The sequence below is a fragment of the Methylobacterium durans genome, assembly GCF_003173715.1.
GTDB lineage: Bacteria > Pseudomonadota > Alphaproteobacteria > Rhizobiales > Beijerinckiaceae > Methylobacterium > Methylobacterium durans.
Genome location: NZ_CP029550.1, coordinates 3265331 through 3285983 on the forward strand (window position 1 = coordinate 3265331; position 20653 = coordinate 3285983).

The 20653-nt window shown below is 69.7% G+C and carries 19 protein-coding genes and 1 pseudogene; 12 read left to right on the top strand and 8 right to left on the bottom strand.

Annotation, left to right across the window (positions count from 1 at the left end; translation table 11 throughout):
• Positions 1–39 precede the first annotated feature (39 nt).
• Positions 40–1707 (bottom strand): sensor histidine kinase, encoded by a 1668-nt coding sequence (locus DK389_RS15085; protein WP_109890737.1) that lies wholly within the window; start codon positions 1705–1707, stop codon positions 40–42.
• Between the two features lie 258 nt (positions 1708–1965).
• On the opposite strand from DK389_RS15085, the gene DK389_RS15090 reads away from it, so the two are divergent.
• The 5 genes from DK389_RS15090 to DK389_RS15110 all read left to right on the top strand — a co-directional run bounded on the left by DK389_RS15090 (position 1966) and on the right by DK389_RS15110 (position 6618).
• Complete coding sequence (locus DK389_RS15090) at positions 1966–2421, top strand: (2Fe-2S)-binding protein (protein ID WP_109890739.1); 456 nt, start codon at positions 1966–1968, stop codon at positions 2419–2421.
• 29 nt (positions 2422–2450) lie between these two features.
• Positions 2451–4664, top strand: coding sequence for a xanthine dehydrogenase family protein molybdopterin-binding subunit (locus tag DK389_RS15095; RefSeq protein WP_109890741.1), 2214 nt, complete (start codon positions 2451–2453; stop codon positions 4662–4664).
• Between the two features lie 209 nt (positions 4665–4873).
• Positions 4874–5512, top strand: a complete 639-nt coding sequence (locus tag DK389_RS15100) for a uracil-DNA glycosylase family protein (RefSeq protein WP_109896414.1) — start codon at positions 4874–4876, stop codon at positions 5510–5512.
• A 48-nt stretch (positions 5513–5560) separates the two neighbouring features.
• A complete protein-coding gene (gene pyrF / locus DK389_RS15105; protein ID WP_109890743.1) occupies positions 5561–6256 on the top strand; it encodes an orotidine-5'-phosphate decarboxylase in 696 nt (231 codons plus the stop codon).
• Between the two features lie 17 nt (positions 6257–6273).
• Positions 6274–6618 (top strand): DUF1330 domain-containing protein, encoded by a 345-nt coding sequence (locus DK389_RS15110; RefSeq protein WP_109890745.1) that lies wholly within the window; start codon positions 6274–6276, stop codon positions 6616–6618.
• 4 nt (positions 6619–6622) lie between these two features.
• On the opposite strand, the gene DK389_RS15115 is transcribed toward DK389_RS15110, so the two are convergent.
• On the bottom strand, positions 6623–7255 hold the full coding sequence (locus tag DK389_RS15115) for a TetR/AcrR family transcriptional regulator (RefSeq protein WP_109890747.1): 633 nt from the start codon (positions 7253–7255) through the stop codon (positions 6623–6625).
• A 181-nt stretch (positions 7256–7436) separates the two neighbouring features.
• On the opposite strand from DK389_RS15115, the gene DK389_RS15120 reads away from it, so the two are divergent.
• Both DK389_RS15120 and DK389_RS15125 read left to right on the top strand, forming a co-directional pair.
• A complete protein-coding gene (locus tag DK389_RS15120; protein WP_109890749.1) occupies positions 7437–8207 on the top strand; it encodes an SDR family NAD(P)-dependent oxidoreductase in 771 nt (256 codons plus the stop codon).
• Positions 8208–8400: 193 nt separating this feature from the next.
• Entirely contained in the window at positions 8401–10050 is a 1650-nt protein-coding gene (locus tag DK389_RS15125; RefSeq protein WP_162560661.1) for a methyl-accepting chemotaxis protein, read from the top strand.
• Between the two features lie 61 nt (positions 10051–10111).
• On the opposite strand, the gene DK389_RS15130 is transcribed toward DK389_RS15125, so the two are convergent.
• The 4 genes and pseudogenes from DK389_RS15130 to DK389_RS15145 form a co-directional block, all read right to left on the bottom strand.
• Positions 10112–10309 (bottom strand): hypothetical protein, encoded by a 198-nt coding sequence (locus DK389_RS15130; protein WP_109890753.1) that lies wholly within the window; start codon positions 10307–10309, stop codon positions 10112–10114.
• A 164-nt stretch (positions 10310–10473) separates the two neighbouring features.
• Positions 10474–12276, bottom strand: coding sequence for an NADPH-dependent assimilatory sulfite reductase hemoprotein subunit (locus DK389_RS15135; protein WP_109890755.1), 1803 nt, complete (start codon positions 12274–12276; stop codon positions 10474–10476).
• A 147-nt stretch (positions 12277–12423) separates the two neighbouring features.
• Positions 12424–14192: pseudogene (locus DK389_RS15140) on the bottom strand (diflavin oxidoreductase).
• A 110-nt stretch (positions 14193–14302) separates the two neighbouring features.
• Complete coding sequence (locus DK389_RS15145) at positions 14303–14806, bottom strand: Lrp/AsnC family transcriptional regulator (RefSeq protein WP_109890757.1); 504 nt, start codon at positions 14804–14806, stop codon at positions 14303–14305.
• Positions 14807–15047: 241 nt separating this feature from the next.
• Here DK389_RS15145 and DK389_RS15150 point away from each other — a divergent pair, with 241 nt between their 5' ends.
• From DK389_RS15150 to DK389_RS15165, 4 genes are all read left to right on the top strand, one after another.
• Complete coding sequence (locus tag DK389_RS15150) at positions 15048–15842, top strand: phosphoadenylyl-sulfate reductase (RefSeq protein WP_109890759.1); 795 nt, start codon at positions 15048–15050, stop codon at positions 15840–15842.
• Entirely contained in the window at positions 15839–16780 is a 942-nt protein-coding gene (gene cysD / locus DK389_RS15155) for a sulfate adenylyltransferase subunit CysD (RefSeq protein WP_109890761.1), read from the top strand. Before DK389_RS15150 ends, cysD begins: the two co-directional genes overlap by 4 nt.
• On the top strand, positions 16780–18171 hold the full coding sequence (gene cysN / locus DK389_RS15160; RefSeq protein WP_109890763.1) for a sulfate adenylyltransferase subunit CysN: 1392 nt from the start codon (positions 16780–16782) through the stop codon (positions 18169–18171). The genes cysD and cysN overlap by 1 nt, the downstream gene beginning before the upstream one ends.
• A 93-nt stretch (positions 18172–18264) precedes the next feature.
• Positions 18265–18666 (top strand): hypothetical protein, encoded by a 402-nt coding sequence (locus DK389_RS15165; RefSeq protein WP_236960894.1) that lies wholly within the window; start codon positions 18265–18267, stop codon positions 18664–18666.
• Here DK389_RS15165 and DK389_RS15170 read toward each other — a convergent pair.
• A complete protein-coding gene (locus DK389_RS15170; RefSeq protein WP_109890765.1) occupies positions 18663–18941 on the bottom strand; it encodes a DUF6894 family protein in 279 nt (92 codons plus the stop codon). The genes DK389_RS15165 and DK389_RS15170 overlap by 4 nt on opposite strands.
• Before the next feature lie 257 nt (positions 18942–19198).
• Here DK389_RS15170 and DK389_RS15175 point away from each other — a divergent pair, with 257 nt between their 5' ends.
• Positions 19199–19495 carry a GCG_CRPN prefix-to-repeats domain-containing protein gene (locus tag DK389_RS15175; RefSeq protein ID WP_109890767.1) on the top strand — a complete coding sequence of 99 codons (297 nt, stop codon included), beginning with the start codon at positions 19199–19201 and terminating at the stop codon, positions 19493–19495.
• 7 nt (positions 19496–19502) lie between these two features.
• Here the strand turns inward: DK389_RS15175 and DK389_RS15180 are convergent, their stop codons facing one another.
• The gene (locus DK389_RS15180; RefSeq protein ID WP_109890769.1) at positions 19503–20522 is read right to left on the bottom strand and encodes an LLM class flavin-dependent oxidoreductase; all 1020 of its coding nucleotides are present in this window, start codon (positions 20520–20522) and stop codon (positions 19503–19505) included.
• Positions 20523–20653: the final 131 nt, after the last annotated feature.

Sequence of the window (20653 nt, forward strand, 5' to 3'; positions counted from 1 at the left end):
CGGACCGACGATCGCAGCGGCTGGCGCGACACCGGCCCGTCACGCGCAGGTCCCCTCTCCCGTTCGGGAGAGGGACAGGGTGAGGGGTGCGACCTGTCCGGAAAGACCTGATCCGTCTCCCGGTCCGCATCCTGCGGACTCGACCTCTCCCACACGGGAGAGGTGCGCCGCCTCAGGCCGCCCGCGCGGCCTGCTGCGCCTTGGCGGGGGCGCCTCGGCCGCGACGTCCACGGCCGGCAGCGTGTCCATCACCCGGCTCGCCGGCAGGGTGACGATAACCTCCGTGCCCTCTCGGGGCCGGGAGACGAGCTGGAAATGGCCGCCGTGCAGGTCGACGAGGCCCTTCACGATCGGCAGGCCGAGCCCCGAGCCCTGCTCGGCGGTCTTGATGGCGAGCGAGCCGCGGCCGAAGGACGACATGACGGTGCCGAGCTCGTCCTCCGGGATGCCGGGGCCGCTGTCCTTCACGGCGACGTACTGGCCCCCCGAACTCGTCCAGCCGACCTTGATGGTGATCTCGCCGCCCGGCGGCGTGAACTTCACGGCGTTCGAGAGGAGGTTCAGCACGATCTGGCGCAGCCCCCGCTCGTCGGCCCAGATCTTGGGCAGGGAATCGTCCACGAAATCGTGGAAGGTCTGCCCCTTCGAGCGGGCGCGCAGGCCCATCATGTGGCGGCATTCCTCGACGATGTGGGCGAGGAGCACCGCCTCCTCGTTCATCTCGTAGCGTCCCGCCTCGATCCGCGAGAGGTCCAGGATCTCGTTGATGAGGTTGAGGAGGTGCATCCCGCTATCGTGGATGTCGGTCGAGTATTCCTGGTAGCTCGCCGTGGTGTGGGGGCCGAAGACCTCGTTCTTCATCACCTCCGAGAAGCCGAGGATCGCGTTGAGCGGCGTGCGCAGCTCGTGGCTCATCGTCGCGAGGAAGCGGGACTTGGCGAGGTTCGCCTCCTCCGCGCGCCGCCGCGCCTCGTCGGAATTGGCCTTGGCCTCCTCCAGCTCGGTGAAGATCGCGTCCTTCTCCGCGCGCGACTGGAGCGCGCCGACCGTCGAGGTGTAGAGGCGCCGCGCCAGCCCCAGGAAGAAGAGCTGCGCGCCGACCGCCATCACGACGAGGAGCAGCGCGTCCATGTGCTGCGAGAACAGGAGGAGCGACAGCGTCGCGAGCGCCAGCGGCACGAGGCCCGCGACGGCGGCGGCCGGAACGGTGGCGGCGAGCATGGTCGCGATCGCGGCGGCGATGACGAGGCCGAACAGGGCGAAGGTGCGGCCCCCGGTGGCGCCGAGCCCGATCATCGCCGACCAGCACAGGCCCTGGATCGCCTCGCCGGCGACGAAGAGGCGCCGCCACTGCGCGAGGGAGACCTCCGCCTTGTCCTGCCGCAGGAAGCGGCGGCTGAGCGACGAGATCAGCGTGATCGCGAGGAAGACGCACAGGGCCCAGGCCGCCGCGATCGCGTGCGGCACCCAGAACACCGAGGCCCCGGCCATCACCACCGCGAACAGGCCAAGCGGGATGCCGGCGCCGATCCGGTACTGCGCATAGAGGCGTAGCAGCTCGTAGTCGAAGGCGCGCTCCAGGCCGGTCGAGGAGGTCAGCTTCTCCCGGGCCGAGCGCATGTCGCGGGCGATGCCGCGGCGCCGGTTGGCCTCCTCGGCGGACGGGCCGCGCCCCCGCTGGACCATCTCCACAGTCAGGTCGGACATCGGTCTCGAAGTTTACGCTGAGGGCGGCGGCGGACGGTTCGGAGGGGGCGTGCCGAAACGCGACCGGCCTCAGGATGGTATGAATGTGTTAAGAACCGCCTGCCGCCTCCGCTCGCATTGTCCGCATCCGGGAAAGGGCCCCCGGCCTGCCGGGACCCCGCCCTGCGGGCATCGCATGGCAGGTGCGCGGCCGCACATCGGCCGCGCGCGGGAGAGGTCTACCGCTCGGCCATCCTCACCGGACCGGAGGGCATCGGGATGATCAAGCTGACCGTCAACGGCAGGGCCCACGAGGTCGAGGCCGATCCCGAGACGCCGCTCCTCTGGGTGCTGCGCGACCATCTCGACAAGACGGGCACCAAGTACGGCTGCGGCATCGCGCAGTGCGGAGCCTGCACCGTCCATCTCGACGGGCAGCCGGTCCGCTCCTGCCAGACCCGGATCGGGGATGTCGGCGAGGCCAAGGTCACGACGATCGAGGGCGTCTCGGGCCGGGTGGCCGAGGCGGTCCAGACGGCGTGGCGCAAGCTCGACGTGGTCCAGTGCGGCTACTGCCAGTCCGGCCAGATCATGTCCGCCATCGGGCTCCTCACCGACAATCCGAAGCCCTCGGATTCCGACATCTCGGGCGCCATGGATGGCAACATCTGCCGCTGCGGCACCTATCAGCGCATCCGCGCGGCGATCCACGAAGCCGCACGAACCCTCGCCTGATCCCCGTTCGTCCTGACTGGAGCACAGACATGCTGACAATCGGTCGGTCGAAGGCCGGAGGCCGCGCCCCGCGCGTCTCCCGCCGCAGCTTCCTCGGCGGTGCCGCCGCGACGGGCGCCATCGTGATCGGCTTCCGCCTCGACCCGAAGGGACCGTCCTACGCCGCGGGCGGGCCGGACCTCTCGACGGTCAAGGCGATGCCCAACGCCTTCGTGCGGATCGCCTCGGACGACACCGTCACGGTCATCTGCAAGCATCTCGACATGGGCCAGGGCAACACGACCGGGCTCGCCACCATCCTCGCCGACGAGCTCGACGCGGATTGGGCGACGGTTCGCACCGAATTCGCGCCCGCCGACGCCGCGCTCTACAACAACACCCTGATGGGCCCGGTGCAGGGCACCGGCGGCTCGACCGCCATCGCCAATTCCTGGTTCCAGCTGCGCAAGGCGGGTGCGGCCGCCCGCGAGATGCTGGTGGCGGCCGCCGCCTACCAGTGGAAGGTGCCGGTCTCCGAGATCACGGTGGAGAACGGCGTCGTGCGCCACGCTGCCTCGAAGCGCGAGGCCCGGTTCGGCGCGCTCGCCGCCTCGGCCGCGACCCTGCCGGTGCCGCAGGAGCCGCGCCTCAAGCAGCCGGGCGAGTGGCGGCTGATCGGCCAGCGGGTGCCCCGCCTCGACTCGGTGGCCAAGACGAACGGCAGCGCGGTCTACTCCCTCGACATCCGCCGCCCCGGCCAGGTCACGGCGGTCGTCGCGCATCCGCCCCGCTTCGGCGCCACCGTGAAGAGCGTCGACGACAAGGCCGCCCGCGCCGTCACGGGCGTCCTCGACGTGGTCACCATCCCGACCGGCGTCGCCGTGATCGCGAAGGACACCTTCGCCGCCATGAAGGGCCGCGACGCCCTCGCCGTCACCTGGGACGATGCGGGCGCGGAGGCCCGCTCCTCCGAGGCCATCCTCGCCGAGTACCGGGAGACGGCCAAGCGCCCCGGTCTCGTCGCCTCGGAGCGCGGCGACCCGGAGGCGGGCATCAAGGGCGCGGCGAAGGTGCTGGAGGCGGAGTTCAGCTTCCCCTACCTCGCCCACGCCGCGATGGAGCCCCTCAACGCCACGATCGAGCGGGCCTCGGACGGCACCTACGACGTCCATGCGGGCTGCCAGCTCCAGACCGTCGAGCAGGCGGTCATCGCCGCGATCCTCGGCGTCACGACCGACAAGGTCCGGCTGCACACGCTCTGGGCCGGCGGCTCCTTCGGCCGGAGGGCGACGCCCGGCGCCGACTACCTCGCCGAGGCCGCGAGCATCGTGAAGGCCACGGGGGCCAAGGCGCCCGTCCACCTCGTCTGGACCCGCGAGGACGACATGACGGGCGGGTACTATCGCCCGACCGTCTACCACAAGCTGCGCGCCGGCCTCGACGCCAAGGGCGCCATCACGGGCTGGCAGCACGTGATGGTCGGCAAGTCGATCATGATCGGCTCGCCCTTCGAGGCGATGATCGTCAAGAACGGCATCGACGGCACCACCGTCGAGGGCGCCTCCGACACGCCCTACGCGCTCCCGGCCTACCGGTTCGAGGTCCACAACGCCCGCGAGGGCGTGCCGGTCCTGTGGTGGCGCTCGGTCGGCCACACCCATACGGCGCAGGTCATGGAGGTCTTCATCGACGAACTCGCCCACGCGGCGAATGTCGACCCCCTGGCCTACCGCCTCGCGCTCCTCAACCAGGCGCCCCGCCTCTCCGCCGCGCTGAGGCTCGCCGCCGAGAAGGCGAACTGGGCCGAGCGCACCCGCGAGAAGGGCCACGGCCTCGGCGTCTCGGCGCACGAATCCTTCGGCTCCTACGTCGCCATGGTGGCCGACGTCTCGGTGCAGGAGGCGGGCGTCAAGGTGAACCGCATCGTCGCGGCGGTCGATGTCGGCATCGCGGTCAACCCGGACATCATCCGGGCCCAGGTCGAGGGCGCGGTCGGCTTCGCGCTCTCCTCGGTGCTCCGCAACCGGATCACGCTCAAGGACGGCGTGGTGCAGGAGCGGAACTTCGACAGCTACGAGCCGACCCGGATGAGCGAGATGCCCGTGGTCGAGGTGCACATCGTGCCCTCGCAGGCCGCGCCGACCGGCATCGGCGAGCCGGGCGTGCCCGTGCTCGCCCCCGCCATCTCGAACGCCATCTTCGCCGCCACCGGCCAGCGCCTGCGCTCGCTGCCCCTCGACCTCGCGAGCCTCAGGGGAGTCTGATCCTGGGAGTCTGATCCTGGGGGTCTGACCCTGGGTGTCGGATCCGGAGGGGTGTGAGGAAACGCACAGACCTCCGGGCCCCCGAGGCGCAGGGTCACCTCACCCCAAAGGTTTCGACCCACTTCACGACGGCGCGGCTCAACACCGCGCCGTCTTTTCGTTCGACGGGCCGAAACCCATCTGCGGCCTTCCCGATGCCGCCCCAATCGATGCCATCCGCCTTCGACGAGACCGCCGCGCGGCTGCGCGCCTGCCGCCTCTGCCGCGACGCGCCGGTCTACGGCCAGCCTCTCCCGCACGAGCCGCGGCCGATCCTGCAGGGAAGCGCCACCGCCCGCCTCTGCATCGCCTCGCAGGCGCCGGGCACCCGGGCCCACCGCACCGGCCGGCCCTTCACCGATCCGTCGGGCGTGCGCCTGCGCGCCTGGCTCGGCCTCGGCGAGGCGGATTTCTACGACGCGGCCCGGGTCGCGATCGTGCCGATGGGCTCCTGTTTCCCGGGCCTCGACGCCAAGGGCGGCGACCGGCCGCCGCGCCGGGAATGCGCCGAGCGCTGGCGGGAAGCGATCTTTTCCGGGTTGCCGGAACTCGAACTGATCCTGGTGATCGGCCAATACGCGCAGAAGTGGCATCTCGGGCAGCCGGAGGGGGGCCTCACCGGCACCGTCGCACGCTGGCGCGAGATCCTCGCGGCGCCGCGCCGACCCCGCGTGCTCCCCCTGCCGCACCCCTCCTGGCGCAACAATGGCTGGCTGAGGCGGCATCCCTGGTTCGAGGCCGAGCTGCTGCCCGTATTGCGCCCGGAGGTTGCACGGGTGATGGCGCCCCCGGATGATCGCGATCATTGACAGGCGGTCGTCTCCGTGATCGCTGCCGGCGTTCCTCCGGAGTGCCCGATGCCCGATCTCGCCGACCCCCGCGACCGCCTCATCGTCGCCCTCGACCTCGGCGACGTGGCCGAGGCCGAGGCGCTGGTGGAGCGCATCGGCGACGCCGCCACCTTCTACAAGATCGGCTACCGCCTCGCCTATGCGGGCGGCCTCGCTCTCGTGCCGAGGCTCGCCGAGCGCGGCCTCAAGGTCTTCCTCGACCTCAAGCTCCACGACATCGGCAACACCGTGGAGGAGGGGGTCCGCTCGCTGACCTCCCTCGGCGCGACCTTCCTGACGGTCCACGCCTACCCCCAGACCATGCGGGCCGCCCTACGCGGCCGTGGTGCCAACCCCTTGAAGATCCTCGCGGTTACGGTGCTGACCTCCTACGACGAGGCGGACGCCCGGGAGGCCGGCTACGCTCTGCCCGTGCGGGACCTCGTGGCGCAGCGGGCGGCCCAGGCGCTCGAGATCGGCATCGACGGCATCGTCTGCAGCGCGGAGGAAGCGGCCTCCGTCCGTTCCGTCGTCGGGCCGGACCGGCTGATCGTCACCCCGGGCATCCGCCCGTCCGGCTCGGATTTCGGCGACCAGAAGCGCGTGATGACGCCGGCAGAGGCCCGCGCCGCCGGCATCGACCACGTCGTCGTCGGCCGCCCGATCACGGGTGCCGCCGACCCGTCTGCGGTGGCCCGCCGCATCGTCGCTGAAATGGCTTGAAACTCAAGGAGATAGCGATGGCACGCGGATACTGGATCGTCCGGGTCGATGTCCGGGACGCCGACGCCTACCGGGATTACGCGGCGGCGAACGGCGCCGCCTTCGCGCAGTTCGGCGGCCGCTTCCTCGTGCGGGGCGGCGCCTTCGAGGCGGTGTCCGGCTCGGCCCGGGCCCGCAACGTCGTGATCGAGTTCCCCACCTACGCGGCGGCGCTCGCCTGCTGGCATTCGGACGTCTATCAGGCGGCCCGCGCCAAGCAGAAGGGCGGGGCGGAGACGGACCTCATCGTCATCGAGGGATACGACGGCGAGCAGCCGGGTGCGGGCGCTCCGCCGCAGCCTGCCAACCCGGCCTCGGAGTAGGAGCTCAGGCGCGCTGCGGCCGCGCCTGCAGCGCGCGGAGCAGGAAGGCGATCATCGTCTCGATCGGCGGGGCCGGCCCGTTCGGGTACTGGCTGACCAGGACCGGGTGGCAGTAGCGCACGATCGCCACGTGGACGCACTGGGCAGCCATGGTCGGGTCCTCCGCGGCGAACTCGCCGTTGCGCACGCCGTCCGTCACCACACGCCCCAGCACGCCGCTGATCCGGTCGACATGGTGGCGGCAGACGTCCCAGCTCTCGGTCATCGCCGCCTCCACCATTTCGTGGATCCGGGGGTTCTCCCGGCAGCGCTCCAAGCAGTCGACGTGCAGGCTCCGTACGATCTCGGCGATGCGGTCGGAGGCCGACAAGCCGGGGGTGGCGGCGATCGTCGCGATCAGAGCCTCGACCTCCCGAGTCACCCGCTCGACCACCGCCTCGTTGATCGCCTTCTTCGAGTCGAAGAACCGGTAGACGTTGGCCGGGCTCATCCGCAAAGTCTTGGCGATGTCGGCGACCGTGGTCTTCTGGTAGCCGATTTCCCGGAAGAAGCGCTCGGCCGTCGCCAGGATGCGGCAACGGGTCGTCGGCGCGCTCTCCTCCGCGACGATGAGCTCCTGATCGGCTGGGTGGGTCATGGCCGGAACCTAGGCTGGGGTATCCCGGGCGTCAAAGCAACATCGAAGAAACAATTCCGAATAGCCGGCGAAGTGCCGTCGCCGCATCACTTGCGCGCGATGAAACCGGGGAACATCCGGTCGGAGGGGGCGATTGCCAGGGCAGCGGCTCCGCCCGTCCCCTCATGTTCGAAGGAATTTCATGACGCTGCACGGCAGGAAGGCCCTCGTCACGGGCGCGGATTCCGGCATCGGCCAAGCCACAGCGGCGCTGTTCGCCGAAGCGGGCGCGGACGTGGCGATCCTCTACCACACCGACGAGGCGGGCGCCGCCGAGACCGCCCGCCGTGTCGAGGCCGCAGGCCGCAAGGCCCTCGTGCTTCAGGGTGATGTCGGCGATCCCGCTTCGGTCAACGCGGCCTTCGAGCGGATCGCCCGCGATCTCGGTGTCCTCGACATCCTCGTCAACAATGCCGGCCAGGCCATGAGCGGCATGGAAGTCGCCGAGATGGAGGACGCGAGGCTGGAGCAGATCCTGCGGGTCAACCTGATGGGGCCGCTCTTCTGCTCCCGGTCCTTCATCAAGGTCCGCCGTGCGGCGGGCGGGCGCGGGCGGATCGTCACGATCTCGTCCGTCGCCGAGCATCTCCCGACCCCGGAGAGCGCGCCCTACGGCATGTCGAAGGCCGGCGTCGGCTCGCTGACCCGCTGCCTCGCGCGCGAACTCGCCGAGGACAGGATCAACGTCAACAACATCGCGCCCGGCCTGATCCAGACGCCGATGACCCAGCAACGCTTCGAGCAGCCTGAGAAGATCGAAGCCTCGCTCAAGAAAATCCCCTGGCATCGCGCCGGCCAACCGGACGAGATTGCCAAGGTCGCCCTCTTCCTCGCCTCCGACGACGCAGATTACGTCACCGGTCAGACCTGGGTCGTCGATGGAGGACTGACGATGCAGTGGGGCGGAGCCTGAATACACTCCCCCGATGCCATAGCGGCAGCTGCACGAATGCTTTGTTGCATCCGGGATTTAAGGGATCATTAGGCGTGCCTTGGTAACGAAAGGCATGCGATTTTCCCTCCCCACCCGTCGTCCGCCATCGCCGCTCGAACCGGCGACACACGCGCATTCCGACGTTCAGCCTGTCGCGCCGGCCCCGAGCGCGATGCCCGCGCGGGATGGCACCGATGTTCTCGACGTCATCGAGGCCGATGTGCTCGCCGCGATCGGCGGGGTCGGCCGGTCGATCGCCGCGGCGCGGGCGGAGGTCGAGCAGATGCAGGCGGGTCTTGCCGGCATCCGCACGCAGCTGGGCTCGCTTGCCGGGGCTGCAGAAGCCGGGGCGGGAGCGAGCGGTGGTCTCACCGAGACGACGGGCCTCCTCTCGGCGACCACCGGTCGGATCGCGGACGCGATGTCGGATGCAGGCACGCATCTCGACCACGCGGGCGCTCGCGGCGCCGAGGCGCGAACCCTCGTCGCGGCGCTCGCCCAGGCCGGCAACGAGATCGCGAGCATCGTCGACACCATCTCGGCGGTGGCCCGCCAGACGAACCTGCTGGCGCTGAATGCCACCATCGAAGCCGCGCGCGCCGGCGAGGCGGGCCGCGGCTTCGCGGTGGTGGCGAACGAGGTGAAGGCGCTGTCGGTCGAGACCGCCCGAGCCGCCGACGAGGTCCGCGCCCGGATTGCCCGGCTGCGCGAGGGAGCGACGGCCTCCGGCGCGGCGATCGAGTCCGTGGCAGGGGCCATCGACGCGGTGCGGCCGGCCTTCGCCACGGTCCGCGGCATCTCGGACGAGCAGGCTGCAATCGTGGCTGGCGTCGCGTCCGGCGCCTCGCAAGCGGCCGAACTCGTGGCGGCGGTGAACGCGGAGGCGGGGGCGGCGAGCCACGCCACGGTGGCCCTCGACGCCCAGGCCGCCGCGATGGAGACGGCCTCCAGCCACGCTGGCGAGCAGGCGGCCGGGCTCGGCCGCCGATTCGTCGCGGTGATCCGGCAGAGCGAGATCGGCGACCGGCGCCGCTCGGATCGCTATCCCGTCGACATCGGCGCCGATCTCGGAGACGGGCGGCGCACGCGCATCCAGGACATCAGCGCGGGCGGCGTCCTGCTCGCGGCGCCGGAGGGCGGCGTTCCCCTGTCGGCCGGGCACCGGCTGACGCTCGGCCTCGCCGGAATCGGCTGTCTACCCGCGACGATCGTTGCCGTGACACCGATGGGCCTCCACTGCGCCTTCGGCGAGATCGCGCAAGCCGAGCGGGCCCGGCTGCAGGAGACGCTGGCCGCCGTCGAGACGGCCTACAGGCCGCTGATCGTCCGGGCGCAGGATCTGGCCGCACGCATCGGGGGCCTGCTGGAGGCGGAGATCGACGCCGGACGCCTCGCGTCCTCAATCCTGTTCGACACCGATTACCGGCCAGTCGCGGGCACGAACCCGCAGCAATTCCGTACTGTGTCCGTTGAGCCCCTGGAGCGCCTGTTGCCGGATATCCTAGAGCCGGAACTGGTGCGCGACGGGACCATGCTGTTCTGCATCGTCGCGGACCGGAACGGCTTCGTCCCGGTCCACAACCGGCGCGTCTCGCAAGCTCAGCGTCCGGACGATCCGGTCTGGAACAACGCCCATTGCCGCAACTTGCGAATCTTCGACGATCGTACGGGCATCACCGCGGCGCGCTCGCAGCGACCGGCCACGGTTCAGGTCTATCGGCGCGAGGTCGGCGGTCAGATCGTGATGGTGCGGGAAGTCGACGCGCCGATCCGCGTCCATGGACGGCATTGGGGCGCTTGCCGGACGGCCTATCGGTTCTGACACGAAGAGGGCCGGCGCCTTGAAAGGCTCGGCCCGGTCTGCTCGGTGCTGAGGCGTCGGATCAGGAGCCGAATTGGGAGCCGAGCTGCTCGAGGTATTCCGCGAGATCGACCCCGCCGACGCGCTTCCCGTAATCGAAGCGCATTCCCTGGCGAATGTCGACGCTCGCGCTCTTGGTCGTCAGCGTGAACGGCTTCACGCAGACCCAGGCGCCGTCCCGGCGATGCTCGAAGTAGCCGAGAATCTCGTGCTTGGCCATGTGCCCCTCCCGACCGAACTCAAGCTTACAACGGTCGGATCAAGCAACGGTTCACGGGACGCGAAGCTTTTTCGCATCCCGTGAGGGGAAGCGTGGCAGTTTCAGTCTGCGATCGTACCGGTCAAGCTTGAGAAAGCCCTGTCAGGCGCGGGGTGCACGCCTCCTCAAGCTGCGCTCTTCAGCGATCCCGTCCTCTCGTGGAAGTCAGGGCCGTTGATGGTCTGCGCCACGTAGCCCGCCCGGATCAGGTAGTCGCCGAAGCGCTCGCCAGCCTTACGGCCCTTGGCGTAGGCGGCGAAGAGCGGGTCGAGCACCGTGCGAAGCTCGGCCGCCGTCACGTCCTCGGCGTAGAGTTTCCCGAGGCGCGAGCCGTCGAAGGCGGCGCCGAGATACAGGTGGTAGCGCTCCGGACCGCGGCCGACGAGACCGATCTCGGCGATGAAGGGCCGGGCGCAGCCATTCGGGCAGCCCGTCATGCGGATGGTGATCTCGTCCTCCGCCAAGCCGTGGCTGGCGAGACTCTCCTCCAACTCGGTCAGGAGGTCGGGCAGATAGCGCTCGCTCTCGGCGAGCGCGAGGCCGCAGGTCGGCAGGGCGACGCAGGCCATGCTGTTGCGACGGAGCGCGCTCGCACCCTTCGTCAGGCCGTATTCGTCGACGAGGGCGTCGATCTCGGGGCGCTTGGCCGCCGGGACGTTCGCGATGATGACGTTCTGGTTGCCGGTGAGCCGGAAATCGCCCTCGTGCACCTCGGCGATGCGGCGCAGGCCCGACAGGAATCGCGCCCCCCCGTCAATGTCCTTCACGCGGCCGGACGGTACGTAGAGCGTCAGGTGATGGCGCCCATCCTCGCCCTCGACCCAGCCGTAGCGGTCGCCGTTGCCGTCGAATTTGAAGGGCTTCGGGTCGGCGAGCTTCTTGCCGACGCGCTTCTCGACCTCGGCCCGGAAGGCCGCGAGGCCGTAGCGCTCGATCGTGTACTTGAGACGCGCGTTCTTGCGGCTCTTGCGATTGCCCCAATCGCGCTGCACCGTCATCACCGCCTCGGCCACCTTCAGGGCGTCGGCGGGCTCACAGAACAGCATCACGTCGGCGGTGCGCGGGAAGGTGTCGGTCTCGCCGTGGGTCATGCCCATGCCGCCGCCGACGGTGACGTTCCAGCCCGTCACCTTGCCCTTCTTGTCGAGGATCGCGATGAAGCCGAGATCGTGAGCGAAGATGTCGACCTCGTTGGAAGGCGGCACCGCGATCACGGTTTTGAACTTCCTCGGCAGGTAGGTCTTGCCGTAAATCGGCTCGACCTCCGCCGCCTCTTCGCCGCCGACCACGCGCTCGCCGTCGAGCCAGATCTCGCGCCACGCGCTTGTCTTCGGCAGCAGGGAATCCGAGATGGTCTTGGCGAGGTCGTAGGCAGCTCTGTGGGCGCCGGTCTGAGCCGGGTTCGTCGCCGCCATCACGTTGCGGTTCACGTCCCCGCAGGCGGCGATCGTGTCGAGCAGCGCCGCATCGATGCCGGCCATCGCCCGCTTCAGGTTCGACTTAATGACGCCGTGATACTGGAAGGTCTGGCGCGTCGTCGCCCGCAGCGTGCCGTTGGCGTAGGTGGTGGCGATGTTGTCAAGGATCAGCCACTGCTTCGGCGTCACGACGCCGCCCGCGATGCGCAGCCGGATCATGAAGCTGTAGGCCTTGTCGAGCTTCTTCTTGCTGCGCTCCGGCCGGAGATCCCGGTCGTCCTGCAGGTACATCCCGTGGAACTTCACGAGCTGCCCGTCATCCTCCGAGATGGCGCCGGTGGCGTGCTTGAGGAGCCCGTCGGCGAGGGTGCCGCGGAGATACCCGCTCGCGATCTTGATGTGCTCGTTGTGGGCGAGCCCGGCGGTCCGCGCGGCCTCAGCCTCGGAGATGGGCCGGTCGGTCGGCGGCGTCTCGTAGACGCGCTCGGGGGAAGGCTTGCGGTCGGTCATGGCGGAGATCCGGTTCGGAATCGTCTCTCCTCCCTTCGGGGGAGGGGCCGGAGTTGGGGCTGGTGCGGACTGCGCCGCGGAGGTCGATCCGGCATCACCCCCACCCTGTCCCTCCCCGGACGGGGAGGGGGTGGTTCCTGATGGGGCTCAGTAGACGTCCTGCTGATAGCGGTGGGACCGCTCGAGCCCCGCGACGGCCGCCTCGGCGTCGGCCTCCGAGAGGCCCTTCACGTCGGCGTAGGCCCTGACCACGGCCGCCCGCACGTCCTTGGCCATGTTCTTGGCGTCGCCGCAGACGTAGAAGTGGGCGCCCCCGTCAAGCCATTCCACGAGCTCCTTGCGGCGCTCGAACAGGCGGTCCTGCACGTAGATCTTTTCGGGCTGGTCGCGGGAGAAGGCAACGTCGATCTGCGTCAGCGAGCGGTCCTCCAGCGCCTCCTGCCATTCGAGCTGGTACAGGAAGTCGTGGGTGAAGTGCCGGTCGCCGAAGAACAGCCACGACCGCCCGGGCGCCTCGACGTTGCGGCGCTCCTGCACGAAGGCGCGGAAGGGCGCGACGCCGGTGCCGGGGCCGACCATGATGATATCGGTCGCAGGATCGGCCGGCAGGCGGAAGTGGCGGTTCGGCTTCAGCTTCACCCGGAGCTTGGCGCCGTTGCGGATCCGGTCGGCCACGTGCACCGAGGCGACGCCGGAGCGGGCGCGGCCGTGCGTCTCGTAGCGCACGGCGGCAATCACGAGGTGGACCTCGTCGCCCACTTCTTTGCGGGAGGAGGCGATGGAATAGGCCCGCGGCGGCAGCGGCCGCGTCACCGCGTTGAGGTGCTCGGCCGTCAGTTCGGACGGGTAGGACTCGATCAGATCGATGAGGTGGCGACCCTCGATCCAGGCGCGGACCTCTCCGCTCTCGATCAGGCGCTTCGCCTCGGCGTGGCCGGTCGCCTTGACGAAACGCTCGACCGTGGTGGCCGAGAGCGTGGTGATGTCGCGCTCGGAGAGGAGCGCGCGGCGCAGGGTCTCGTCCCCGGCAAGGCCCGCGACCCTGAGGATGTCCTCGACGAGTTGCGGGTCGTTCTCGGGGAAGATCTCCAGCGAGTCGCCGGGCTCGTAGGCCGGTGCGCCGTCCTCGAAGGCGAGCGCGAGGTGGATCGTCTCCTTGTCGGAGCGCGAGGAATTGAGGTTCACGTGCTCGACGACCTCGACGACGACGGGCTCGCGGCTCGGCTCGGCATCCTCGTCGTGGGCGCCGCCGCGGGCGAAGTCGACCGCTACGACGTTGTCGGCCGCCGAGGGGGGGGGCTCAGCGCCTTCAGCGCGCCCTTGATCCAGTCCGCTGCGGGCTTGTCGAAGTCGAGGTCGAGATCGGCCCGCTCGTGGGCCCGCTTCGCGCCCAGCGCCTCGAAGCGGGCATCGAGCGCCTTGCCGATGGCGCAGAACTCGGCGTAGCTCGTGTCGCCGAGCGCCAGCACCCCGAACTCGGCGCCGTCGAGGCGTGGCGCCCCGTCGCCCATCAGCTCGTTGTAAGCGCGGACCGCACGGGCCGGTGCCTCACCCTCACCCCAGGTCGCGACGATCGCGACGATGCGCTTCTCGTTGGCGAGGCTCGCCACCTCCAAGTCGGCGAAGTCGATCACTTTCGGCTTGAAGCCGCTCTTGCGGGCGAGCTTGGCCACGTCGCCGGCCAGCTTCTCCGAATTGCCGGATTCGCTCGCGTAGATGATCGCCAGCGGCTCGGCCGCTTTCGGCGGTGCTGCAGGCAATGCGGCCGGCTGGCCGCCCGCGGCGTCGAGGCCGGCGAGGAAGCCAGCGAGCCAGGCGCGCTGGATCGGCGTCGCCGTGCCCAGGACGGCGTCGAGGCTGGCCCGCTCGGTGTCGCCGAACGGCGCGGTGCGGGGGAGGAGTGCTTGTCGTGACATCACGAGACCATGTCGTCTGCGTTGTGCCTTCTGTCAACGGGGAATGTCCGTTTTACAGAACGCCATTGCGGGAGAAGGAGCTGACTGCTGTTGCGGCGCGAAAGAGAAAACTATTCTCCGACCAGAGCCAGAGCAGGCACGTGCCGGGTGTTCGTGGGCGGAGGGGGGAGCGGCAGGGCCGTCGTCGACTTCACCTTCTCCATCGCGAAGCGCGAGGTCACATTCTTGAGAGGCAGCGTCGCGATGAGCTGCTTGTAGAAGGTGTCGTAGGCGCGCATGTCGGCCACCACGACGCGCAGCATGTAATCGACATCGCCGGCCATCCGGTAGAATTCCAGCACCTCGGGCATCGCCGCGACGGTGGCCGCGAAGCGGTCGAGCCACTCCTTGGAATGGTCTGCCGTCTCGATCGAGACGAACACTGTCAGGCCAAGGCCGAGCTTCACGGGATCGAGCACGGCCACCCGCCGGTCGATCACGCCGTCCGCCTCGAGGCGCTGGATGCGCTTCCAGCACGGCGTCTGCGAGAGGCCCACCTTCTCGCCGATGGCGGCGATGGAGAGCGTCGCGTCCTGCTGCAGGAGCGCGAGGATCTTCAGGTCGATCGAATCCAAGCCGGACCTCTCATTCGTGAAGGGGGCGGGTGCGCGGCCGCACGGACGCAGACCGCGGAATGAGAAGGATCTTTCTCAACCACGCAACCGGCAGCCGTGCTCCTCGGTTGCTCACCCACACCTTACCGCAGTGCAAGACCCCGCCGACTCGACGGCATCAGCCTTGACACCGTTCGTTATAGCGAACATTTCAGGGGCTGGACAAGCAGGTATCCCCATTCATCACGCCGCTCGATCTCCGATGACCCTCGAACTCGCACAGGCTGCGGACGATCTCGCCGCTGCCATGACCGGCCTCGATCTTGCCGGGCGCATCGCGCTCGTCGAGCGGACGGTGCCCGGCCGCCTCGTCTTCACCACCAGCCTCGGCATCGAGGACCAGGCCCTCACGCATGCCCTGGCGATGGCGAAGTCGCGCACGGAGATCGTCACCCTCGATACCGGCCGCCTCTTTCCCGAGACCTATGACGTCTGGGCCGAGACCGAATCGGCCTACGGCATCCGGATCCGCGCCTACGCGCCGGAGCGCGAGGCCGAGGAGCGCTTCGTCAGGGAGGATGGGATCAACGGGTTTCGCCATTCCGTCGCCGCAAGGCAGGCATGCTGCGGGTTCCGGAAGGTCGAGCCGCTGGCCCGCGCCCTCGCCGGCGCGGAGGTCTGGTTCACGGGCCTGCGGGCCGGGCAGTCGGCGAACCGGTCCGATACCCCGCTCGCCGAGGCCGACGAGGCGCGCGGGCTGATCAAGGTGAATCCGCTCGCCGACTGGACGCGGGCGGATGTCGATGCCTTCGTGCGCGACAACTTCATCCCCTATAACGTCCTGCACGATCGGGGCTTCCCCTCGATCGGCTGCGCGCCCTGCACGCGCGCGGTGCGCGTCGGCGAGCCCGAGCGCGCCGGCCGCTGGTGGTGGGAGCAGGAATCCAAGAAGGAATGCGGCCTGCACGTTCACGTCCCCGAGGCGAGCGTGCAGCCCGGCCAGGAAGCGGCCGCCTTCGAGACCACGAACCTCAAGACACCGGAGATGGCTCGATGAGCGCCGCCCCCGCGACCACGGCCGCCCGATTCGGCCACGATCGCCTGACCCACCTCGAGCGCCTGGAGGCGGAGAGCATCCACATCATGCGGGAGACGGTCGCCGAGACCGAGAACCCCGTGATGCTCTACTCGATCGGGAAGGATTCCTCGGTCCTGCTGCACCTCGCGCAGAAGGCCTTCGCGCCGGGACGCCTGCCGTTCCCGCTGATGCACATCGACACGACCTGGAAGTTTCGCGAGATGATCGCCTTCCGGGACCGGCGCGCCGCGGAGATCGGCGCCGAGCTGATCGTGCACACGAACCAGGATGGCTTGGCAAAGGGCATCGGCCCCATCAGCCACGGCTCGGAGGTGCACACCGACGTGATGAAGACGCAGGCCCTGCGTCAGGCGCTCGACAAGCACAAGTTCGACGCGGCCTTCGGCGGCGCCCGCCGCGACGAGGAAGCATCGCGTGCCAAGGAGCGGATCGTCTCGCTGCGTACGGCCCAGCATCGCTGGGACCCGAAGCGTCAGCGAGCCGAGCCCTGGCACCTCTACAATCTGCGCAAGAAGCGAGGCGAATCCCTGCGCGTCTTCCCGCTCTCGAACTGGACCGAGCTCGATATCTGGCTCTACATCGAGCAGGAGCAGATTCCGATCGTGCCGCTCTACTTCGCCAAGGAGCGCCCCGTCGTCGAGCGCGAGGGGCAGCTCATCATGGTGGATGACGAGCGGCTGCCGCTCGCGCCCGGCGAGACCCCGCAACATCTCAAGGTCCGGTTCCGGACGCTCGGCGACTACCCGCTCACCGGGGCCGTCGAGAGCCCCGCCGCGACCCTGCCCGAGATCATCGGCGAGACACTCGCCGCTCGCACCTCCGAGCGGCAGGGACGGGTGATCGACAAGGACGGCGCCGGCGCCATGGAGCGCAAGAAGCAGGAGGGCTACTTCTGATGACGATCCATCAGTCACCCGAGGCGTTCGGCTACGAGGCGTTCCTCACCGCCCACCAGAGCAAGGAAGTCCTGCGCTTCATCGCCTGCGGCTCGGTCGACGACGGCAAGTCGACTCTGATCGGGCGTCTCCTGCACGACACCAAGCAGATCTTCGACGACCAGATCACCGCCCTCCAGCGGGATTCGCGCAAGCACGGCACGCAGGGCGCCGAGGTCGATCTCGCGCTCCTCGTGGACGGACTCCAGGCCGAGCGCGAGCAGGGGATCACGATCGACGTCGCCTACCGGTTCTTCTCGACCGACAAGCGCTCCTTCATCGTCGCCGATACGCCCGGCCACGAGCAGTACACCCGCAACATGGCCACCGGCGCCTCGACGGCGGATGTCGCGGTGATCTTGGTCGATGCCCGCCAGGGCCTGACCCGTCAGACGCGGCGCCACGCACTCCTCGTCTCGATGCTCGGCATCCGCCGGATCGTGCTCGCCGTGAACAAGATGGACCTTGTCGGCTGGTCGCAGGACAAGTTCGACGCGATCCTCGCGGGGTTCAACACGTTCACGGCCGCGTTCGGCTTCGCGGAGGTGCGGGCGATCCCGCTCTCGGCCAAGAACGGCGACAATGTCGTGCTGCCAGGCACCGCCGCCACGTGGTACACGGGCAGCCCGCTGCTCCAGTATCTCGAGGAAGTGCCGGTGCACGAGGAGGCGCAGGCTGCGCCCTTCCGCATGGCCGTGCAGTGGGTGAACCGCCCGAACTCCGAATTCCGCGGATTCTCGGGCTTGATCGCCAGCGGGCGGGTGCGCCCCGGCGACCCGGTCACCGTCCTGCCCTCCGGCCGCTCCACCGCGATTGCCCGCATCGTCACGGCGGACGGCGAACTCGCGGAAGCGGTGGAGGGCCAGTCGGTGACGCTGGTTCTGGCGGACGAGGTCGACGCCTCTCGCGGTGCCGTGATCGCGGCGCAGAACGCGCCGATGCAGGTCTCCGACACGCTCGACACCCGCCTGTTCTGGGCTGCCGAGACGGAACTCCAGCCCGGCGCGACGCTGCTTGCCAAGATCGGCACCGTGACGGTGAACGCCACGGTGAGCGCAATCCGGACCCGCATCGATCCCGAAACGGGTCAGCCCGGCCCGGCCGAGCGCCTCGCGGCCAACGACATCGCCGACGTGACGCTGACCCTCGACCGCGCGGTCGCCTTCGACCCCTACGCCGAGAACCGCGACACGGGCAGCCTGATCCTGATCGATCGCGAGACCACCGACACGGCGGCCCTCGGGCTCGTCCAGGCGCCGCGCCCGCAAGGGGGCAAGATGGCCGCGCCGATTCCCGCAGCAACGAGGCCGGGTGGAATCCTGGCGGGCCTGCGCCGCTTGTTCGGCGGCTGAGGCGCCGTCTCGGGCTCGGATGGCCCGGTCGTCGCGATGGGACTATCCTCGACGGGCGCGGCGATCGTCGCCGCTCCCGTCGCGGAGAATATCATGGCTCCCGTCAGCGTCGTCCTGATCGGCCTTGATCCCGACCTGATCGACTTCTCGGCGCCCGCCTACAGCGCCTATCCGGGCCTCGATGCGGCCAAGGTCCGAGCGGGTCTCGAAGCGGACGCGGCGCGTCTCAGGGAACTCGGCTATGCCCCGGAGATCTGCCTCGTCGATTTCGGGCAGACGGCCGAGTCGGTCGTCCGGGAACTCCTGCGGCGCAAGCTCTTCGACGCGGTGATGATCGGGGCAGGCGTTCGCCTGATCGTGGAGAACACCGCCCTGTTCGAGAAGCTGATCAACATCGTCCACGTGCACGCGCCGCAGGCGAAGTTCTGCTTCAACACGCGGCCGACCGACACGGCTGAGGCCGTGCAACGCTGGTTCCTGCCGCGGGCGCGTTAGACGACATCCTCCAGCATCTGCCCGACACCTTGCCTGCGGTCCCGATTCCACTCCGTGCGGATCGTCATCGAGACCGTGCACAGGCTTTCGTCCTCCTCCGTGCGGACGACGGCGCTGAGCGGCGCCTCGCGACCCTCCGCCGTGGCGATCCGCGCGAGGTCGTGGAGGGTCGCGACGGCGATCTCGTGGGCGCTCAGATCGTCGAGAGCGATCACGCCCTCGCAATCCCGCTGACGGCGGGACCCGACGGTGGCATCGATGAAGTAACGGGGCATAGCCACTCCCAATCACGTACTGGTGATACTTTGCGGAAATGCACGCCGGACCGCATTAACCTGTGCGGAAGCCAGGTGTCTGACGAATCGATGGTTTCACGATCCCAGCGGAGCGGATCCGCGGCATGGGCTTCATCCACAACCTGTCCAAACCGTCATCTCGTGCACAGGCCGCGGCAAGGCCCGGAACCGCTAGATGGAGCAACGGCCACGCCGCGCGATCGGGGCGGCCGGCAACCCAACAGGAGAATATCGCCATGTCGAAACGCTGGATGCTCGGCCTCGGCGCCGCGCTCGCCCTGGGCGGCTTCGGGGCTGTCTCGACGGCGGAGGCTGCGCCGCTCGGAGTCGGCGCGGCCCAGGGCTTGGCCGGGGCCACGCCCCTCGTCGAGCAGGTCGCGCAGGGCTGCGGGCCCGGCTGGGGCCGCGGCGCCTACGGCCGCTGCCGGCCTTTCGCCGGGCCCGGGCGCTTCTACGGTCCGCGCCCGTTCTATGGCCGGCGCTGCTTCATCCGACCGACCCCGTTCGGGCCGCGGCGCGTCTGCCGCTGGTAGGGCCGGCTCAGGGCTTTGCCCCTTCGCCGAGGCCGAACGCCTCGGCGAGGAGGGTGTAGGATCTGCGCCGCGCCACCTGATCATGGATCGCCGAGAACACCATGATCTCGTCGGCCTGCGTGACCTCCGCCAGCGCACCGAGGCGCGCCCGCAGGGTCTCCGGCGAGCCGACATGCAGCCGGGCGCGTCCCCGTTCGAGGCGCGCGCGCTCGGCCTGCGAGAAGGGATAGGCGGCGGCCTCCTGCGGGCTCGGCAGGGGCAGGTACTCGCCCCGCTCGCGCCGGAGCGTCGCGAGTTCGGCGCTGAGGGCCAGCCGCTCCGCCTCGGCGTCGGTCTCCGCGCAGATCGCCGCCGCGGCGAGGATGGCGTGAGGCCGCTCCCGCCAGCGGGAGGGGCGGAAGCCGCGCCGGTAGGCGAGCATCGCCGCCTCGGAATCGAAGGCCGCGAAATGCTGCGCGAAGGCGAAGCCGGTGCCGACCCGGCCCGCGAGATGCGCGCTGTAGTCCGAGGAGCCGAGCAGGAAGAGCGGCGGCAGCGGCGCGCCCGAGGGCATGACCTCCACGCTGCGGAAGGGATGGCCCGCGGGAAAATCCCCCGTCTCCCACAGCATCAGCTCCTGCAGCCGGTCGAGGAAGTCGTCGCCCCCAAGCGGGACTTGGCGCCGCCGCAGCGCCTGCGCGGTGATGCCGTCCGTGCCGGGTGCCCGCCCGAGGCCGAGGTCGATGCGGCCGGGGAACAAGGCCTCCAGCATCTTGAAGCGCTCCGCCACCATCAGCGGCGCGTGGTTCGGCAGCATGATGCCGCCGGATCCGACCCGGATATGTCGGGTCGCCGCGGCGATCTGGCCAATCATGATCTCGGGGGCCGGGCTCGCGACCGAGGGCAGCGCGTGGTGCTCGGCGAGCCAGAAGCGGGTGTAGCCGAGCCCATCGACGTGGCGGGCGAGGGCGATCGAGTCCTGGAGCGCCTGCGCCGGGCTCGCACCAGCGATCACGAATGAGAGGTCGAGAACGGAGATCGCGATCATGCCCGCGAGATGGGAACGCGCCGGCTTCCGCGCGAGCCCCGCGCAGGGTCCGCCCCGGTCCGACCCGACATTCCGGCCAAGCATGACATTCGCGGGCCGAGGGCGATTCCCCCACCTTGCCCCTGGGACCG

Bases quoted from the DNA above. Each gene is read 5' to 3' on its own strand.
- DK389_RS15085 (WP_109890737.1), bottom strand. From the start codon at position 1,707: ATGTCCGACCTGACTGTGGAGATGGTCCAGCGGGGGCGCGGCCCGTCC.
- DK389_RS15090 (WP_109890739.1), top strand. From the start codon at position 1,966: ATGATCAAGCTGACCGTCAACGGCAGGGCCCACGAGGTCGAGGCCGAT.
- DK389_RS15095 (WP_109890741.1), top strand. From the start codon at position 2,451: ATGCTGACAATCGGTCGGTCGAAGGCCGGAGGCCGCGCCCCGCGCGTC.
- DK389_RS15100 (WP_109896414.1), top strand. From the start codon at position 4,874: ATGCCATCCGCCTTCGACGAGACCGCCGCGCGGCTGCGCGCCTGCCGC.
- pyrF (WP_109890743.1), top strand. From the start codon at position 5,561: ATGCCCGATCTCGCCGACCCCCGCGACCGCCTCATCGTCGCCCTCGAC.
- DK389_RS15110 (WP_109890745.1), top strand. From the start codon at position 6,274: ATGGCACGCGGATACTGGATCGTCCGGGTCGATGTCCGGGACGCCGAC.
- DK389_RS15115 (WP_109890747.1), bottom strand. From the start codon at position 7,255: ATGACCCACCCAGCCGATCAGGAGCTCATCGTCGCGGAGGAGAGCGCG.
- DK389_RS15120 (WP_109890749.1), top strand. From the start codon at position 7,437: ATGACGCTGCACGGCAGGAAGGCCCTCGTCACGGGCGCGGATTCCGGC.
- DK389_RS15125 (WP_162560661.1), top strand. From the start codon at position 8,401: ATGCCCGCGCGGGATGGCACCGATGTTCTCGACGTCATCGAGGCCGAT.
- DK389_RS15130 (WP_109890753.1), bottom strand. From the start codon at position 10,309: ATGGCCAAGCACGAGATTCTCGGCTACTTCGAGCATCGCCGGGACGGC.
- DK389_RS15135 (WP_109890755.1), bottom strand. From the start codon at position 12,276: ATGACCGACCGCAAGCCTTCCCCCGAGCGCGTCTACGAGACGCCGCCG.
- DK389_RS15150 (WP_109890759.1), top strand. From the start codon at position 15,048: ATGACCCTCGAACTCGCACAGGCTGCGGACGATCTCGCCGCTGCCATG.
- cysD (WP_109890761.1), top strand. From the start codon at position 15,839: ATGAGCGCCGCCCCCGCGACCACGGCCGCCCGATTCGGCCACGATCGC.
- cysN (WP_109890763.1), top strand. From the start codon at position 16,780: ATGACGATCCATCAGTCACCCGAGGCGTTCGGCTACGAGGCGTTCCTC.
- DK389_RS15165 (WP_236960894.1), top strand. From the start codon at position 18,265: ATGGCTCCCGTCAGCGTCGTCCTGATCGGCCTTGATCCCGACCTGATC.
- DK389_RS15170 (WP_109890765.1), bottom strand. From the start codon at position 18,941: ATGCCCCGTTACTTCATCGATGCCACCGTCGGGTCCCGCCGTCAGCGG.
- DK389_RS15175 (WP_109890767.1), top strand. From the start codon at position 19,199: ATGTCGAAACGCTGGATGCTCGGCCTCGGCGCCGCGCTCGCCCTGGGC.
- DK389_RS15180 (WP_109890769.1), bottom strand. From the start codon at position 20,522: ATGATCGCGATCTCCGTTCTCGACCTCTCATTCGTGATCGCTGGTGCG.